This window comes from Floridaenema flaviceps BLCC-F50, assembly GCF_041929275.2.
Taxonomy (GTDB): Bacteria; Cyanobacteriota; Cyanobacteriia; order Cyanobacteriales; family Aerosakkonemataceae; genus Floridanema; species Floridanema flaviceps.
The window spans coordinates 2677691-2695028 of sequence record NZ_JBHFNR020000001.1 but is presented as its reverse complement, the minus strand read 5'-3'; the positions used below and the strand labels follow the sequence as shown (position 1 = coordinate 2695028).

Sequence of the window (17338 nt, the reverse complement as noted above, 5' to 3'; positions counted from 1 at the left end):
CGCCTGTGTGGTACACATAATCAAAGGCATCGCGATCGTTTAACAAATGAGCGCGTAAATATACTTAGCAAAAAAAAGCTCAAAATATTTGGAGGTAATCATGGCTAAGTTTAAAGTCATGACTTGGAATGTAGAGAATCTATTTCTAGTCGGTAGTGACTTTGGCCCCAAAACACAAGAAGAATACAGGCAAAAGCTAATCAGTTTAGCTAATGTGATTTTGGATCTCGATCCTGATGTACTGGCTCTTCAAGAAATAGGCAGTTTGGAAGCGCTCGAAGAACTTGTTGCTCTTTTAAAAGGACGTTATCCATACAAGAGTGTATCTACATCGCCAGATGCTCGCGGAATTCGTGTTAGCTTTATTTCCAAACTAGAAATTGAGGAAAATGAAGATATAGAAGCTTTTCCTGAAGGTGGTTTGATCAAAGTACTTGGCTTTGTGACTGAAGAAAGCGTAACAGAAATTAATAAAATGGGTCGGGGTGCACTTCGGATATTGGTTAAACCTAAACAAAGTATCCCCATTCATCTGATCAATGCACACTTAAAATCTAAACTGCTGACCTTTCCCTCATCAACAGGAAAAGCACGATTCGCTCCTAAAAATGAGAACGAACGTAGCCAAGTTGCTGGATTAGCACTTTTAAGGCGGACAGCCGAATCTGTGGCATTGCGTGTTAAAGCAAACCAGATTCTGGAGAACAATAATAAACAGGGACTAATCATTTTAGGGGATTTGAATGACGTGCCATCTGCGGCAACTACTCAAATTTTGCAAGGCCCAACTGGGAGTGAAATTGGTACAAGCGGCTTCAATATCCCAGACAAGGGAGATGACACTAGGTTATTTAATCTAGCTGCATTGATTCCCGAAAACAGACGTTATTCCCGGATTTATCAAAACAATAAAGAATTAATCGATCATATTCTTGTCAGTCAGGAATTGTTTGGTCAGCCTCGGAAATTGCCGGAAGTAGATAGCTATGTCGATTTTATAAACATACTACCTTCTGTCAACGATGAGCCAACGCAACGACGCGGCAAACCTAGCTCAGATCATGCACCTGTCACAGCAACTTTTGATTTTTGACGCTCCCCTACGGCGGATTTCTGATAACCAAAGCTCAGAAAACTTCAAAGGAGTTCCCCCACTTCTCTTAGAAATCGGGGAACCCGCTTTAGATTTCAAAGTGTTAAGGGGTATTTATTTTTGTAACTATTGCTTTGTTTTACGAACTGTAATCCCTTAGACTGATGTCCAATTAAAATTTTTGGAATAAACAGGATATGCAAATCGAAAATTTGCACTGGCATGATTATTTACTTTTAGCTTCTTTGATTGGCTCTATTGCTGGGCTTTGGTTGATTAATAGTGAGAAGCAAACTCAGGTAAATGAGACAGAACAGACAGAGCGATCGCTATTTTTGATGATCTTCACCTACTGGATAGTTTATTGCGTTGCTGATTTTTCTCAAAAGCTGCAATTACCTAATTGGGATATTTTAGTGATGAGCCTGCAAATAACGGCAGCTATCTCTTACTTTTTGACTGTTTGTTGTGTAATCATTCTCCCTTTACACCGCTTTTCTTTACAGCAAGTCGCAAAGTAATGGCTAATTCTAAAATTGCAGACTGTCAATTGACAATCTGCAATTTTAATCTCGTTGATTATCTTGCCAACTATTTCTAAATTGAAGACAACTGAACTGCTTAACCGATGATACCTCTAGCACTCATATCTAACTGATAGCTGGTATCACCGTTGTATTGATAAACCTGAACGAAGTAGTCACCTTGAAGCAATTTCTGGCTAATTGATTCAGGACTGGTGCCACCCTGTTGGGAGCGAGCCAGTTCCTCACCTACATCAACAATACCATTACTGTTGAAGTCTTTTATCAGTCGCACGTCAGCATCGTTACTTAACCCACTGAGGTTAAGCCGGAACGAATAGCCATAAGTAGAAGGCCCTAAGCTAAAGTGATAAACATCAGCAGTGTTACTATTGCCTACTGAACCATAAAGAGTTTTACTGCTATCACTCAGATTTGCCACCTCAACTTCTGTAGGCAACAAGTTACTCGGCGATGTAGTAAAAGGCCCAGGTGGTGTGGCTGATAAACTGAGATTATAACGCACAGAACCAATGCTACCCGGAGCGTAACGCATGACCTCAGCAAAGTAAGTGCCAGCTGTTTGAGCTTGCAAGTTAATCGCTTCATCTGCGTTGCTACCACGCGAGGAACTTCCTATGAATGAGTCAATACCTTTATCAAGTACACCATTGCCGTTTACATCTTTATAAAGAGACAGATCGGCATCATCACCTGCGGTGATTTTAGTCAGTGCTAAATTGAGATTGTTAGTAGCATTAAGGCTAAAAGAAAAAACATCAGTAGTATCGGTTTCATTGAGATAACCTACTACCTTTTGCGGGTCATTCACTACACCAAGATCGCGGTCTTCATCTATAAATAGAGGGAGATCTGGAGTAAAAATAGGCACTTCAGAAATGGGTACATCAATTACTGGTACCTCTACTAAAGGTATGGTTTCCATAGTAAAACATCCTTCTTATTTTCAAACAAACTGAGTAATTTGAAATCAAACAGAGTAATATGAAATCCTATTAAATACCTATTTTTAAAGCACCTCTACGCGAGGAGTAGTATCTATTTTTCTGACAAGACTTTAAGCGGATTTCATATAAATTAAGCTCTGAGAAAACACCCTAGTATATTTATGTAATTCAATCGCGATGTTTTGATTTCCGAATTCTTTAAGTAATAAATAAAAAAGTATTAATACTTAGGAATTGCAGCGATCGCTTTAATAAAATCAGTATTAATACTTAAAATTTAGAGTTATGACGCTGACGAGCAATGGTTAACTATAACAGGTAATAAGTCTATTAAATAGGAGATAGCCAATTAACTATTTCCTATCTTCGCTTTAACAGCTGATTTACATTAGATATAATCCTCAATTTTTTAATTAACTGGGTGAAACTACCGATGACAACAAATAATTGTAAACTTTAGGATCAAAATTAAATACAAAAATATAATAGCCCGGAAACCAAATCGCAACAAGTAGTATGTATAAACCTTCGCTTAATTCGCTTAATAAGTTAATAGCTGGGATAGTAATATTCGTGCTGTCAGTTTACTTTGTGACGCACTTTACAGATAAAATACTTTATCTAATATTCGCATTTATCATAATTTTGTTATTAGCTAAGTATGCACTTCAAGAGTCTTCAAACACAGGTATTAGTAAAAAAACGCAGCTTGACAAAAATACTGGTAATGGTAAGGAAATACAGCTTTACAATTCACTGCTGCAAAGAAGCCAAGGCGATCGCAAACAGGTAGACAGATTGATTGATTACGAACGGCGACGCAGCCCAAATTCCAGCCGTGCCGACCTTTTGCAAAGTGCGATCGATCGCTGGGAGCGCGATCGGAGGTAAGATATGGGTTTAACTTAACTGAGATCTTGCACCTGTGGTTTTAGCCCGCCTGCGAATTGATTCGCAGGCGGATTTTGAAACTGGTGCAAGATCTGAGTTAATTAAAAAATAGCAGACTATCAATTGATAATCTACAATTTTCGCTATCATTTCATAGCTTGAAAAATTGCTGCTTCTAACTCATCTTTTGGGCAGCTAGTAATAATAAAAACCTCTTGGAAAGTTTTACCCTGACGGGCGATTAATTTAAATCCACCTCGGATTGGTACGGAAACTTTTAATTGCAAGCGTGGGGAATGTCCTTTGGCTCTACCAATTACTGCCGGAGTAATGGTTTGAATGCCATTATATTTAGTGAGACGATCCAAAACGGCTATTAAACCGGGAATATGGGTGGAATGAGTGAGAACTAACCTACCGCCAGGGGAATTATTCATAATTTTATGCTGCTTCTAGGGGAGCCATAGTTAATCCGGCGCGACTCAACTGTTGGTGGTAGAGTTCCGCTTGCTCTTGCGGGCCAACCCAAACAATAGCTTGACCTTCATAGTGTACTTGATTGGTGAGTTCCCAAGCGCGATCGCTCGACATCCCAGGAATATACTTCACCAAACAATCATGAACGTGCTCAAAGGTGTTGAAGTCATCGTCCAGCACAATTATTTTGTAGTTGGGGTAAAGCTTGCGGGTAACTTGACTAGAGCGTTCAGGAGCTTGAGTCGGCGCGGTTGCCATCCCAAAGATTGCTGCTGAAAGTGTTTTAGTCATAGTGCAGTTCCCGAATTAACTTAACAAATTGATACAACTAGTTATATGTCTATATTAATGGACAATGGTCGAGGTTGAGTAAAAATTACCTGACTGCTCAAAGTGAGGTTGAGGTTGCTGGCTATCTCTACATCCGCTGCCAATCTAACAACTTTTGGCAAATTATTTTTCCTTTATTCGTAAAATTTTCGGATCATACTATAGGTAGAGTTGTATTAATAAGAAGAAGAGTAGATATTTATGCGTAGGGCTTAAAAATTTGCTCTAGCTGGTTAAGGTTGTTTTACCTCAGTTAACGTCTCAAAGAAAACAGCCTCACAGTATCTCATAAATTTATCAACTTATCCTTTGTCAATTCGAGGACGAAATTAATATGGTTTACGTACAACCTTCTTCATTAATTGCAAAAACTCCTGTAACTAGTAAACATCAAGGCATGGGTAGTATTGTGTTTGAGAATGGTACTGCCTTTAGAGTTTGGGCTCCATTTGCCAAGCAAGTTGATGTTGCTTTTTACAAAGATGAAAATCAAAAAGAATCAGAGCCACAAACGCTGGTAGAATTAGCTTCTGAGGGAAATGGTTACTGGTCAGGTGATGTAGAAGGGATTAAACCGGGTCAACTTTACAGATATCGACTAGTTAATAATAGTTCAAACGAGGTTCTCTGGAAAATAGATCCTTATGCTAAAGATGTAACAAATTCTGTTGGGAAAGCGATCGTTAGTCGCTCTGATTTTGGTTGGACAGATCGAGACTTTCGGATGCCGGATTACAATTCTCTGGTGATTTATGAGTTGCACTTGGGAACTTTTAATGATACGCCTCAAGGAGAACCGGGAACTTTAGCAAAAGCGATCGAGCGACTACCATATTTGCGAGATCTGGGAATTAACTGCATTAATATTATGCCGACTGGTGAATTTGCGGCAAGTTTTTCTTGGGGATATAACCCAGCTTTTCCATTTGCTCTCGAATCCGCCTACGGTCACTTAGATGATTTCAAACATTTTGTTAATACTGCTCATAATCATGGTATTGCTGTGATTATGGACTGCGTTTATAACCATTTTGGGCCTAGTGATTTAGGGGATGGATTGTGGCGTTTTGATGGATGGGGCTTAGACAAATGGGGTGGTATTTATTTCTATAATGATGGGCGTGCCATAACGCCTTGGGGAGATACTAGACCTGATTTTGGCAGACCAGAAGTGCGCCAATATCTCCGAGACAATGCGATATTTTGGTTGGATGAGTGTCATTGTGATGGATTGAGATTAGATAGTACCAGCAACATTTGGGGATTTGATAATGGTAAAGGATGGAATAATGATGGCTTCAATTTGCTACGTTGGATTAGCGATGAAGTTAAACACTTTTTTAAATATCCCAGACACAAAATTGTGATTGCTGAAGACTGGAATAACGATGGGTGGTTGACTAAATCAACTTCTCAATGGGGTGCAGGAATGGATGCGGAATGGCATTGGTTTGTTCATAGTGTTCGCCATGAATTAGAAAATCCTTTGGATGAGTATCGCAATATGAACGAAATTGCCACTGCACTTTATGCTCGTAACAATGGCGATGCTTTTAAGCGAGTGATTTACACAGAATCTCACGATGAAACTGCTAATGGGAAAACTCGCGTCAACAGACAAATAGACCCCAATAACCCTGAGTCTTGGGTGGCGAAAAAGCGATCGACTTTAGGCGCAGCAATAGTTCTCACTGCACCTGGAATTCCCATGATTTGGCAAGGTCAAGAGTTTCTGGAAGTGGATAGTTTTAGCGATCAAGACCCATTAGAGTGGGATAGAATCGATCGCTTTGCTGGTATTCACGATCTTTATCAACGTCTTTGTCAGTTGCGGCGAAATTGGGAAAATAACACTCGCGGATTGAGAGGACAACATATTAATTGTCAATTAGTTGATAATTTGAATAAGGTGATTGCTTATCATCGTTGGGATCAAGGTGGACCCGGTGATGATGTAATTGTGATTTTGAATTTTTCTAATCGCTATTGGGATTCTTACCGAGTAGGTTTACCTCGTTTGGGTACCTGGTGGTGTCGCTTTTCTAGCGATTGGAAAGGTTACAGTAATGACTTCAGCAATTTTGGCGGATATGCGGTTAGTGCTGAATATTCACCTAAAGATGGAATGGCATATAGTGCAGGTTTTGCGCTTGCACCTTACAGCGCTCTGATTTATTCTCAATGATCTAAATTTGTGCGAAAACCAAGGCAGGCAGGATGCCCGCCCCACAAGAAAGCTGTAAATCTTGTGGGGTGGGCAGGAGAGCCCGCCCCCCACAAAAAAGCTGTAAATCTTGTGGGGTGGGCAGGAGAGCCCGCGCCCCACAAGAAAGCTGTAAATCTTGTGGGGTGGGCAGGAGAGCCCGCGCCCCACAAGAAAGCTGTAAATCTTGTGGGGTGGGCAGGAGAGCCCGCGCCCCACAAGAAAGCTGTAAATCTTGTGGGGTGGGCAGGAGAGCCCGCGCCCCACAAGAAAGCTGTAAATCTTGTGGGGTGGGCAGGAGAGCCCCGCCCCCCCACAAAAAAGCTGTAAATCTTGTGGGGTGGGCATCCTGCCCGCCCCATCCTTAGATAACTATTATTACTTTATTTATTTGCAGCTACTTAACGCACCCGACAAATAGAGTAATATATCCTGAATCCAAAACCTTGTAGAGACGTTATATATAACGTCTCTACATTATTATGGGTAATCAAGCAGAAATTATACGATCGGGCTGGCAAAAGTCCCAAATCTAGGATTTTTTACCACAGATAACCACAGATGTTGGCGAAAAGCTTCCCGAAGGGTACACAGATAAACACAGATAAAACATAAAGATTGTCTATTTTTGCCAGAGGTCTATTTAGGACTTGCGGAAAAAGTCTGTTGGTGAGGGTAGGGACACGGCATCATTAATATTTGCAACTCCTGCGTTATCTTTTGAATGCCGTGTCCCTACAATTTCCCCCAAAAAGGCAAGGTTTTTGCACTAAAAGATTGTGATAGCCTTGCATTTATTGTGAGCAAAAAATGGGTAAAACCTTTGCATATCTTACCTTTTACATTTTTGAAGCAAGCCCTATTTAGCTTGGGATATGGTGCGTTACGTTATCACGCTTCGCACCCTACGGATAGAGACTAGGGTACGTTGTTGCGCTTCAGCGCTAAAGTATAGCGCTGAAGCGCAACAACGTACTTTACTTCCAGTCTTCCCAGGATTGATTCAAAATTGAAGTGTTGGGGAAAGCAACGGGGTTTTTGTTTTGTTCTAAACGGCGTTGCAATGCTTCTAATTGTGGTTCTGGTGAAGGTAATTGATCTACTAATTGATAGGGAAGAATGTTATTTTTTAAAGCGAAGTCGGCGGTAGTTCCTGCTGCTGCACCTACTGACCATTCAAAGGAGTGGACGCGATAAGCTGCGGCTGCGGTGTGACTGGTGGCAATGCTTTTTCCTGCTACTAACATATTGTCGATTTTTTGGGGAATCATTGCTCTTAAAGGTACTTGAAAGGGGTAAGTTCCGCCTTGTGCTTTTCTGGTACCTTCTCGTTCTCTGTTTCCGGGTGTTTCTGGGGGACTTTTTTCCATGCAGGGGTGAAAGTCGATCGCATAAAATCCAATTCCTACCGAGTCAGGAAAAATAGCAGAACGCGATCGGGGTTTCACTTGTTCTGGAGATATTTCACCTGCAATTACAGCAGCAGCATTTAAACCGGATAAAGTTGCCCATAAACGGCGATACTCTTCTGTGGAAAGGTTTTGGCTGTAAAATTCTTGGCGGAAATTGTTGCGAGAAATATCAATTTCCCAAACAGTAAAACCTTCTGCTTGTCCGTAACTTGGTCTTCCAATTATGCGTCTTCCTTCGCGCATATAAGGATATTTGGATAAACCATGTACAGTTCCCATTGGTGAGTTTAACCCACTGACTAAACGCAAGTTTGGATAAGGTGTTTTGACGTTAGCACCTAATTGGGAATCTGTGGTTCCTTTGGCTAACCAATAATAAAAACCAAGGGCATTTTCTTCACCTCGGCGTAAGGTTTCGGTGCGAAGTCCTCCCATCCATCCACCAGGGTTTAATTGTCCGGTTTCTTGCAATTGTTCCCTCGTATAAATGAGGTTATCTTGTGAAGTTCCGGGACGATAATCATTTCCCCAAGTCCAGTTTTGCATGGAAATATCACCAGGATTTATGGGGTATTGTTTGAAGTCTCCTGGTAATGGTTGGTCTGGTTTGGCGCTGAAAATGCGACGATAGGAAAATACTAAATTGAAGCTGGCTAAACGAGGTAATTCATAACTGTAATAAGGCTCGTATTGGGGATAAAATGAAGGCATTGTTTGCGGTTGTGGCTGTTCCGTTGCTTCCATTGCAAAGGTGTAGGTGAAGCCTTGGGTGCAAAATTTGTCGCCTGTTTCTGTGGAGGATGAAGGTTCTAAATAGGAACGAGGATCGATACCCAAACGATAAGGAACATCAGCTAAACCAATTAATTCTCCGGTTTCGGTGGCTTCTATTACATACCAGTCTGTGGGACGGGGTTTTTGATTTAATTTTTTGGATTTTTTCGGGACAAAACGAATGATCGTTTTATCAAATTGGGGGGAATTTTCGTAGCGATAAGCTTCTTCAATTGTGCGAGATAGAGGAAGGGTGTTTAATGGTGGTGTGTTTTTGGCGGGTTGGTGTTGAATTGCGATCGCACTTTGAATTTGTTTACCATCAGAACTAATATCAAGTTCTTTAATTACTGTTGCAGGAAACCATTTAAGTTTTCCATCACCTTTTTTGGCAGCATCTTTTAAGATATCAAACAGGATTTTGTGCCCGTCATAAGGGAAAAAACAAGATTCACTCACCCAACATTTTCCAGGGTTGAGTCTACCATAATGTTCTTCAATTCGTTTGCGAAGTTCTAAGTAACCGCGAGGATAAAATAGTAGTCGTCGTTGGGTAGCTTTTTCGTCGAGTGCGGAGGTTCCTTGAGAAGAAATTTGTCCGCCTACCCAGTCGGTAATTTCAGTTAAACAAACTGTTCTCCCAGCGAGTAAGGCTTCATAAGACGCAGCAGAACCAGAAAGTCCTCCGCCAACTATCAAAAGTTCGCATTCTTCGGTTTTGTCTGGTTGTCTCGGTGGTGCGGCTAGAGCCAAGGGCATTGTTGATTCTAGCAGGATTAATGTGAGCGGAAGTGTGATGAGCGATCGCTTCATGATGAATTTGAGTCAGATAACTCCTTTTTCCAGTTAGCTATAAGAAGGTAGCACTAGGAAAATGTTCATCGCAAGTTTTCGATCGCCTAAATCCCCAGATCCCCGACTTCTTGAAGAAGTCGGGGATCTAGAAAGGGGATCTAGATTATGCACTTATACTTACAATTCCGCCATTGCGTTCTTTGGCGATCATCTCTGCTACTGATTCGGGAAATTCTTCCAGTTCAGTAGTTTCCGATCCGGGTTTCATTGGAGTATTAAAAGTATAATTTGGGTCGCATTCTCCATGTTCGTAAACCTGAAGAACCCATTTATCAGGTAATCCTTCAATACCAACTTCTACCACGAACCAACTGTTTTTCACATAGCGAGAGTTCAAAACAGTAAACCACTCCCAATCTTCTGCCGGAATTTCCCAATCTGTCATAAGAAATTCCAGAGCAATTTCTCCTGCTTCTTCCCCAGTCATAGCTTCCCCTAATTATGCTTCACTAGCAACAGCAGTAGTTGGTTGTTCGGGATATAAACCCAATTGTTTCGCCAATTCACGGGCGACATGAATTAAGAATTTAGCTGCATCATGATTATTATTATGTGCGAATCCGGCTGCCACTTGTACCATTGTGTTGATGAAATTTTCATCGATTAAGTCTAAGTGTGCATCTAATATTTCCGGTTCTTGTCCGTTGGGGCATTTTAATAGTCGATCGATAACACTAAGATATTCTTCTTGGCGCTGTTCTGGAGTTTGTTCTGACATGATTATTAATGATGAATTTGGGTGATTTTGGGCAATTTAACAAATTGCTATGGTGATTATGAAACTATAATCCTTTGGGAAAAAACGTATTAGATGATACGGGGATTTGTTGATAGTTGTTACTTTTGTAAGAATAAAAATTACGGGATGGTTAAGTTATTTTAAATTTTTGTTACTAATCAAAACTTTTTCTCATTAATCTAAATCTTGGGAATTTATTGCTACCCAACCTGTGAAACCTGTATCCAGTAGCGCATCAGTTATTATTATTTCCCCATCAGCAGCTACTAAACCAATTTCAAACAGTAACTTGCCTTCCTCATCAAACCTGCCTTCAATCATATACTGCCGCAGGTTCCTGTTTCATTCAAACGACGGATCACAGCTTCTTCTTGAGGAGGATTTTCGAGAAGTTTTTGCATAACAACTAATTCATTTTCTTCAATGAAATACTCTTCAGTGTTCGGATCTATAACAATGTACCAGTTGTAATGTGTTTCCATTAATTCATCACGAACTCGCTCAAATATTGGACGACAACGCTGCCAACGTGCTTCGCTTTCTGCTTCCTGTTTTGCTTTTTCTTGGGGAGAAAGAGGCGGTTTTTTATATTTTTCAGGAATGGGGCGAGGTTTCCAAGTTGAAGGTGTTTTTACCATGTTTTTACTATTTATTTAAAGACTAGACTAGAGAAATTTAGCAAACCTTTTAAAGTTGATTCTATCCTCATCTATTTCAATTATCTGACCTCGGAGCCAGGTATCGGAAACCCAGAATCCTCATAGCTTCGAGGAAATTCCCTCTGTTGCAATTGTTAAAAATTTTCGGAAAGCCTTATAGGTTACAATTTACAAGTCTCGACGCGAGAGAAGAGACCGCCCCCCACGACTCATCGAAGGGAGATGCACCACCGTATGACGGGTTGACCCACCACTTTGGTTCCCACTTGGTTGATGACAAGGGACACACCTTGGGGAGATGCCCCTGTGGGGCATTCATGGAAAAGGTGAGGTCACGCTCTAATTTCCAGTCGTGTTTCTCTTTCTCATACCAACCTACTTTCTCGCCAAACTTCTTGTAAGTTTGGTAATCGTACTGACCGGGTTTCCCCCCGACGCTTTCCCAGATGCGCTTCTGCACAGAAAAGCCAAAGCGCCCATTACTGTATTTTACCCAAAGTCGGTCAATAGTACGCAAATCCGTGCAAGGAAAATTGTCGATATCTTCCTCTCTGAGCCAATATTCTTTTTTCCTTCCCGCCCCCTTCAGCATTACCCTCGCCGTTTCCTCATCCGCCTCTTTCCAACTTCCCGCTTTCAATAAATCTCGCAATTTCCGATAATCTACCCCTTTTTCCGAACTTAAATCATCTGCGGGTGGTGGTGAGATAGGTACTTGAGGTTGTCGGGGAGAAGAAATATTAACCGCAGGAGGAATAGGAGAAACTTTTGCAGATTGAGGTTGAGGAATTGCGGCAGATTTGCTAAATAATTTTAACCAACTTTGCACCGACTGAGGACGTTTTTCGGGTAACAATTCCATCCCCCAAACAATTGCATTATGTAGATTATCACTCAAACTCGGTACAATCTGTTTTACTGGTTTTAAAGGAACATTAATTACCCTAGAAGATGCAGTAGTTGGCACTGTAGCTGTTACCAAATAATACAGCGTTGCCGCTAAAGCATAAACATCAGTATATTCCCCCCGCCTTGCATCTGGATCATACTGTTCGATGGGTGCAAATCCAGGCGTGACAAATTCAGTATGTTTTACCGTTCGGTTTCCTGTAAACTCCCGTGCAATGCCAAAATCAATTAACACTGCTTCCGAATTAGTAGCCCGTAAAATGATATTACTTGGTTTCACATCTCGATGCAGCAAACCTTCGCTATGTATCGCCGTCAAAGCATCACCAATTTGCTGAATATATCGTACCGCTTCTGCTTCGGGTATTGCACCTCGCTTTTCCACCAATTTCTCTAAAGTTGTTCCCTCGATATATTCCATCAAAATGCAGCTGAGGGAAATGCTAGAAAATAAATTATTTTTCCGAACCGTTTCTTGCAGTAATTTATAAACTTTAACAATACGAGGATGATTAAATTTCGCTAACCGTAGCGCCTCATTCATAAAATCTTCATGCAGTTTAGCAAAATTCGGTTCAGCAATTGCATCATCGTTGAGAGTTTTCAGCGCAAACTGTCGCCCATTTTCATCTCTAACGCGATAGGTGATGCCAAAACCCCCTTTTCCCAGCACTTCCCGGATGGTGTATTTACCATCTTTTAATGTATCCCCTCTGTTCCAAGCCATTGCGTGTAAGGTCGAAACTCATAGATTTAATTGTGACATATCATTAGAAATTTCCAGAAATTCAAGGTGCGTTACCTGGAATGAATGTAGAGACGTTGTATACAACGTCTCTACATTGTTTTTTGGAGATGTCTATTCCAAGTGCTACCCAGCCCATTAGATGATTTAGCCTTTAGTAAAGCAATGTATTACTGAGATCTTGCACCTGCGATGCGAGCCCGCCTGCGAATCAATTCGCAGGCGGATTTTGGGACTGGTGCAAGATCTGAGCATTACCATGATTTACTGTATTAAATAGAGCAAATCTAGAAGTTTTACCATACCTAATTCGATTTCCCATCACTACCGAAATATTCCCGATATCCACAAATTTTATCTCCCCGAATATCGAAAGAAGCTGCAACCCGATTTTTATAAGGTTCTCCTTGCAATTTTCCTTCGTCTAAGAACTCAAAAACAACTGTTGTATCGCTACTAGTTACTCGTTCTACAGAAGTGATGGAAAGTCCTTCAGCGAAGGATTGAGAAACGTATTCTAAAAATTCTTTGGCTTTCGGTTTACCTTCATTTAATCCGTGATATTTACCCATTGGAAACCAAAAGCTAAAATCATCAGTTAGCATATTTAAAAAATCGTCCCATTCTCCGGTTTTCAGTCCATGAGTTAAGTGAGAAAATGCTTTTTTACCAACTTCCAATGTTTTTTGCTGTTGTTCTGTCATTTACCTTTCCTCCTTTAGTCAATTATTGTAGAATCTATCTAACACAATTTAGTAGTTCACAAATTGTCGTTTTGATCCCCCCTAACCCCCCTTAACAAGGGGGGAACCGGATTCAAAGTCCCCCTTGTTAAGGGGGATTTAGGGGGATCTAATTAATTGGGTTTGCAATTTTTAGGTTGCTGGTTATATGTCTAAGCGTGAAGTCATTATCCCTAAAGGAATGGAGATTTTGTATGAGAAGTATCATTATTGTCCGGGTATCAAAATTAATAATACATTATACATTTCTGGTCAAGTAGGTAGAGATGAAAATATGCAAGTTGTCCAGGGAGTTGAACCGCAGTTTGTCCAAGCTTTTGAGAATGTGAAAAAGGTGTTGACGGCAGCAGGTGCAACTTTTGATGATGTGGTAGAAATGGTTACTTATCATGTTACTGGACAACCGCCTATTATTCCAGGCGAACAACAAAATTTTACGATTCCACATTTGCAATTGTTTATGCAAGTGAAGGATAGATATTTTACTAAGAATTTTCCGACTTGGACTGGTTTTGGGATTACTGCTTTGTCTACTCCTGGGTTGATTATAGAAATTAAATGTGTTGCTGTTTTTTCAGATTAAAAACTAACTACTACTTTGCCACAGTTTTTTCCACTAAGTAGGTATTCTACGGCATTTGGAATTGATTCTAATCCTTTAAATTCGGTGGGGTCAACTGTTACTTTTATTTTGCCGGAATAGTAGAGGTTGAGAAGCCGATCGCACACCTCCCCCCCAAACTCTGCATAATGCGGCATCAGAAAACCTCGCACTGAAGCAGCTTTCCAAAATATTTTACTATAAATTCTGGGTTGATTTACCAATTCAAAATCATTTAAATATTCGGAAATAAACCCGACAATTACTAATCTTCCGCGCACTGCTAAATTGTCTACGCAAGTATCAAAGGTTTGTTTGCCAATACATTCAAATACTAAGTTAATGCCTTGGGGATATTCTTGTTGTAAAACTGTGTTTAGGTTTTCTTGGCGGTAGTTGATTAGGCGATCGCACCCCAACTCCTTCAGCAAATTTACCTTAGCATCCGATCCACAAATCCCAATTACATGATTACCCGCTAACTTAGCTAATTGTACCGCAATATGTCCAGTTCCACCAGCAGCAGCAGTAACTAAAACTACCTCATTACTTCGCATTTCTCCGACTTTTTCTAACGCTACTAAAGCTGATACGCCTGTAGGCATTAAAGTTAAAATTTCTGGACTAACTTCGCGAATTTTCACAGCTAATTTAGCATCTAAAACTTGGTATTCTCGATATCCGCCACCCCTGACAGTTGTTGCTACTGCATCGCCTATTTGTAAATCTTTAACCTCACTTCCAACTGCTACTATTTCCCCAACTGCTTCGACTCCTAAATCAAAAGGTGGCGTAAGGTTAACATAAGGAACTTCACCTCGACAACTTAATGTATCAAATCCTGCATTAATGCCAGCGTATTTATTACGAATTAGGATTTGATTAGCCGACAAATTGGGAATATCAGCTTCTACAATTTGAATAGCAGATTTAAAATCATTACTCAAACTTTTAGCAATCAGTTTTCGGTATTTGTTTACACTCATAATCTTTAATCCTAAGAACAAGCAACCCGAAAACCGACATCATAAAGGGAAGCATTTGCCTCTAAAACACTGCGAAAAGCCGATCGACATTTGATTGGCCCTGTATTCCAAGAACCACCACGCAACACCCGTTTTTCGCTATCTCCACCTGTCACCCAAGCACTACCATCTGTCGGCGCATCTTGATAATTTTCATGCCAGAAGTCTGCACACCATTCTCTAACATTTCCGTGCATATCATAGAGTCCGAAACTATTAGCAACCTGAAAGCTTCCTACAGGTGTTGTTTCTCTTCTATCTTGTCCTTTTGGCCCTGCGCCATAAGCACCACGACTGCAAATTTTTCCCATATATTCCCAGTCTATTCCTGAATAATTTGCTAACTCAGTTGTGCAAGTTTCTCCAAAGTGAAAAGGTGTGGTAGTTCCGGCGCGACAAGCATATTCCCATTCTGCTTCGCTGGGAAGTCGATATTGTTTTCCTGTATGTTGAGATAATCTGGCACAAAATTCGATCGCATCATCCCAAGAAATTTGTTCAATAGGTTTATCCGGTGCTTTAATAATTGATGGGTCAGGATGTAGAAATTGATTAATTTTTGGCAAATTGGCTACTGCTTCCCATTGTTCTTGAGTAACCGGATATTTACCAATGAAAAAAGGTTGAATAGTTACTAAATGCTGGGGATTTTGATTTTTTAACCTGCCTTCCTCTGTTTTAGTTGCCCCCATTAAAAAAGTACCACTAGGAATAGCAACCATTTCTAAAGTTACGCCCTGTCCTAATTCTTCCACTTGATATTTAGCGGAACTGCGAATCCGTTCGACTTCTTCACCTTGCGGATTAACTGTTACCACATCAAAATCAAAAGTCAATAAATCTGACGTAACAATCACTTAATTAATCTCCTCTGATAATACTTGGCAAACGTAAATAATCTTATTGAACCACGAAGAAACGAAGGACACGAAGGTAAGAAGAAGTGAGAAGTATCTTATGATTCATTTAGGATTACTATAAATTATTTGGACTGTCCAAAAATTCCGTTACTGCTTGCGCTATTTCTTCAGGAATTTGATTCATCATGCAGATTGTTCCTCCAGGAAATTCAACGACTTTCGCCTGTGGTAATGCTTGGGAAAGGAAGAATCTATCTTTAGCTTTTGCTAAACCTAATCTTTCAAATTCTTCCATGTCATCAATTCCCCAAATAATCAACGCAGGACATTTAATTAATTTAAACCTTTCTGGCGCATCCAAACAGTAATTTCCTACCGCCCAAACTGCATACAAAGGATGACCAAAACATTTTAAATCATCTAAAACCCAGCGATGGTTTAACTCAGCAGAACCGACATATCTAGAACGTGCTAACCATCTTTCCATTAAATGAGAACCATCTGCTTTGATTTTAAAACCTTCGTCAAATCTCCTCATTAAATCAGCTTTTCCATCCTCTCCAAAACCAGCAACATTGCAAACAATTAGCTTTTCTACTCTTTCGGGATAAGTTGCGGCGACTTCTCCCGAAACAAAAGCACCAGTATGGTTGCCTAAAATGCAGGTTTTTTCTATTTTTAATTCGTCTAAAAGGGCGATGACTGTTTTGGCGTAGTCTGCAACTGAGTAAAGCCTGGGTGGTTTATCAGAGTCTCCAAATCCCATTAGATCCATTGCAATGACGCGCCTTTTTTGGGCAAGAATTGGCATTAATTCGCGATATTCGTCACTGCTTCGCGGGTTCATGTGGAGTAAAAGTAGGGGTTCTCCTTCTCCACCAATTCTATATAAAATTTGCCCGTCTTCTGTGTCTAAAAATGCTCTTTTGATTGGTTTTGGCATTTGATTTTTACTAAACTAAAAAGTTTTATTTCATCCGTTCTTCTTGAATCAAGGTGCGTCTAAATATTTGATTGTTTTTAAACCAATGCCAAGTCCTAGCGCGATAATTATTACAAGGGCTAATCTGAATCATTTCATATAAGTGCATATCTGGCATGGTTTTATAGCCAAACCATAAAATAACAGTTGAGTCATCTACTTCCCAAGCGTGCCCTTCAATTCTTTCTGTATCAAACCACAGTTTATTATCATGATATGTGCCGAGAAATTGATGTTCTTCATTTTTGCCATCAGCCCATTCATAGCGATTAATTTGATAGTAAGGATAGTCGCCTGTTTCGGGAAATTGGCAGCTTAAATGGGATTTGTGTTTGTCGAGGACATTTCCTTCAAGGTCAATTAAAGTGTATGTTCCTACCCAGTCGCCTTCGTGTCTCGCTAGTACTGGCATTCCTTCGCGTATTGACATAGTTAATCACTCCATTTGTTGAATATTACTAAGATTTTAGTAAGGTGCGTCAGACATTATAATTTTTTGTGAGGCTACTAAATTTTTGTTCTGACGCACACTACAAATATGGGTATTT

General features: G+C 40.3%; 19 protein-coding genes. 5 read left to right on the top strand and 14 right to left on the bottom strand.

What is annotated here, in order from left to right; genetic code table 11:
• Positions 1-100 precede the first annotated feature (100 nt).
• Both ACE1CI_RS13030 and ACE1CI_RS13025 read left to right on the top strand, forming a co-directional pair.
• Positions 101-1093, top strand: a complete 993-nt coding sequence (locus ACE1CI_RS13030) for an endonuclease/exonuclease/phosphatase family protein (protein WP_413267979.1) — start codon at positions 101-103, stop codon at positions 1091-1093.
• Between the two features lie 197 nt (positions 1094-1290).
• A complete protein-coding gene (locus ACE1CI_RS13025; RefSeq protein ID WP_413267980.1) occupies positions 1291-1614 on the top strand; it encodes a hypothetical protein in 324 nt (107 codons plus the stop codon).
• A 100-nt stretch (positions 1615-1714) separates the two neighbouring features.
• On the opposite strand, the gene ACE1CI_RS13020 is transcribed toward ACE1CI_RS13025, so the two are convergent.
• Complete coding sequence (locus tag ACE1CI_RS13020) at positions 1715-2563, bottom strand: PPC domain-containing protein (protein ID WP_413267981.1); 849 nt, start codon at positions 2561-2563, stop codon at positions 1715-1717.
• Between the two features lie 595 nt (positions 2564-3158).
• On the opposite strand from ACE1CI_RS13020, the gene ACE1CI_RS13015 reads away from it, so the two are divergent.
• Complete coding sequence (locus tag ACE1CI_RS13015; RefSeq protein ID WP_496615445.1) at positions 3159-3476, top strand: hypothetical protein; 318 nt, start codon at positions 3159-3161, stop codon at positions 3474-3476.
• 146 nt (positions 3477-3622) lie between these two features.
• Here the strand turns inward: ACE1CI_RS13015 and ACE1CI_RS13010 are convergent, their stop codons facing one another.
• Positions 3623-3913 (bottom strand): DUF2103 domain-containing protein, encoded by a 291-nt coding sequence (locus ACE1CI_RS13010; protein ID WP_413267983.1) that lies wholly within the window; start codon positions 3911-3913, stop codon positions 3623-3625.
• A gap of 4 nt (positions 3914-3917) precedes the next feature.
• Positions 3918-4244 carry an ATP-dependent Clp protease adapter ClpS gene (gene clpS, locus ACE1CI_RS13005; protein ID WP_459564160.1) on the bottom strand — a complete coding sequence of 109 codons (327 nt, stop codon included), beginning with the start codon at positions 4242-4244 and terminating at the stop codon, positions 3918-3920.
• A gap of 373 nt (positions 4245-4617) precedes the next feature.
• On the opposite strand from clpS, the gene ACE1CI_RS13000 reads away from it, so the two are divergent.
• A complete protein-coding gene (locus ACE1CI_RS13000) occupies positions 4618-6468 on the top strand; it encodes an alpha-amylase family glycosyl hydrolase (protein ID WP_413267984.1) in 1851 nt (616 codons plus the stop codon).
• 995 nt (positions 6469-7463) lie between these two features.
• Here the strand turns inward: ACE1CI_RS13000 and ACE1CI_RS12995 are convergent.
• From ACE1CI_RS12995 to ACE1CI_RS12965, 7 genes are all read right to left on the bottom strand, one after another.
• Positions 7464-9431, bottom strand: a complete 1968-nt coding sequence (locus tag ACE1CI_RS12995) for an FAD-dependent oxidoreductase (RefSeq protein WP_496615444.1) — start codon at positions 9429-9431, stop codon at positions 7464-7466.
• 199 nt (positions 9432-9630) lie between these two features.
• Complete coding sequence (locus tag ACE1CI_RS12990; RefSeq protein ID WP_413262368.1) at positions 9631-9954, bottom strand: hypothetical protein; 324 nt, start codon at positions 9952-9954, stop codon at positions 9631-9633.
• Positions 9955-9966: 12 nt separating this feature from the next.
• Positions 9967-10245 (bottom strand): hypothetical protein, encoded by a 279-nt coding sequence (locus ACE1CI_RS12985; protein ID WP_413262367.1) that lies wholly within the window; start codon positions 10243-10245, stop codon positions 9967-9969.
• Between the two features lie 195 nt (positions 10246-10440).
• Positions 10441-10587, bottom strand: coding sequence for a hypothetical protein (locus tag ACE1CI_RS12980; protein WP_413262366.1), 147 nt, complete (start codon positions 10585-10587; stop codon positions 10441-10443).
• The gene (locus tag ACE1CI_RS12975; protein WP_413262365.1) at positions 10584-10904 is read right to left on the bottom strand and encodes a hypothetical protein; all 321 of its coding nucleotides are present in this window, start codon (positions 10902-10904) and stop codon (positions 10584-10586) included. Before ACE1CI_RS12975 ends, ACE1CI_RS12980 begins: the two co-directional genes overlap by 4 nt.
• 175 nt (positions 10905-11079) lie before the next feature.
• Complete coding sequence (locus tag ACE1CI_RS12970; RefSeq protein ID WP_413262364.1) at positions 11080-12561, bottom strand: GUN4 domain-containing protein; 1482 nt, start codon at positions 12559-12561, stop codon at positions 11080-11082.
• A 323-nt stretch (positions 12562-12884) separates the two neighbouring features.
• Complete coding sequence (locus ACE1CI_RS12965; protein WP_413262363.1) at positions 12885-13283, bottom strand: nuclear transport factor 2 family protein; 399 nt, start codon at positions 13281-13283, stop codon at positions 12885-12887.
• Positions 13284-13470: 187 nt separating this feature from the next.
• Between ACE1CI_RS12965 and ACE1CI_RS12960 the strand changes: the two genes are divergently transcribed.
• Complete coding sequence (locus ACE1CI_RS12960) at positions 13471-13905, top strand: RidA family protein (RefSeq protein WP_413262362.1); 435 nt, start codon at positions 13471-13473, stop codon at positions 13903-13905.
• Here the strand turns inward: ACE1CI_RS12960 and ACE1CI_RS12955 are convergent.
• The 4 genes from ACE1CI_RS12955 to ACE1CI_RS12940 all read right to left on the bottom strand — a co-directional run bounded on the left by ACE1CI_RS12955 (position 13902) and on the right by ACE1CI_RS12940 (position 17220).
• On the bottom strand, positions 13902-14909 hold the full coding sequence (locus ACE1CI_RS12955) for a zinc-binding dehydrogenase (protein WP_413262361.1): 1008 nt from the start codon (positions 14907-14909) through the stop codon (positions 13902-13904). The genes ACE1CI_RS12960 and ACE1CI_RS12955 overlap by 4 nt on opposite strands.
• 11 nt (positions 14910-14920) lie before the next feature.
• Complete coding sequence (locus ACE1CI_RS12950) at positions 14921-15805, bottom strand: formylglycine-generating enzyme family protein (RefSeq protein ID WP_413262360.1); 885 nt, start codon at positions 15803-15805, stop codon at positions 14921-14923.
• 118 nt (positions 15806-15923) lie between these two features.
• Complete coding sequence (locus ACE1CI_RS12945; protein WP_413262359.1) at positions 15924-16751, bottom strand: alpha/beta fold hydrolase; 828 nt, start codon at positions 16749-16751, stop codon at positions 15924-15926.
• Positions 16752-16776: 25 nt separating this feature from the next.
• Positions 16777-17220 carry a DUF3598 family protein gene (locus ACE1CI_RS12940; RefSeq protein ID WP_413262358.1) on the bottom strand — a complete coding sequence of 148 codons (444 nt, stop codon included), beginning with the start codon at positions 17218-17220 and terminating at the stop codon, positions 16777-16779.
• Between the last annotated feature and the right edge of the window lie 118 nt (positions 17221-17338).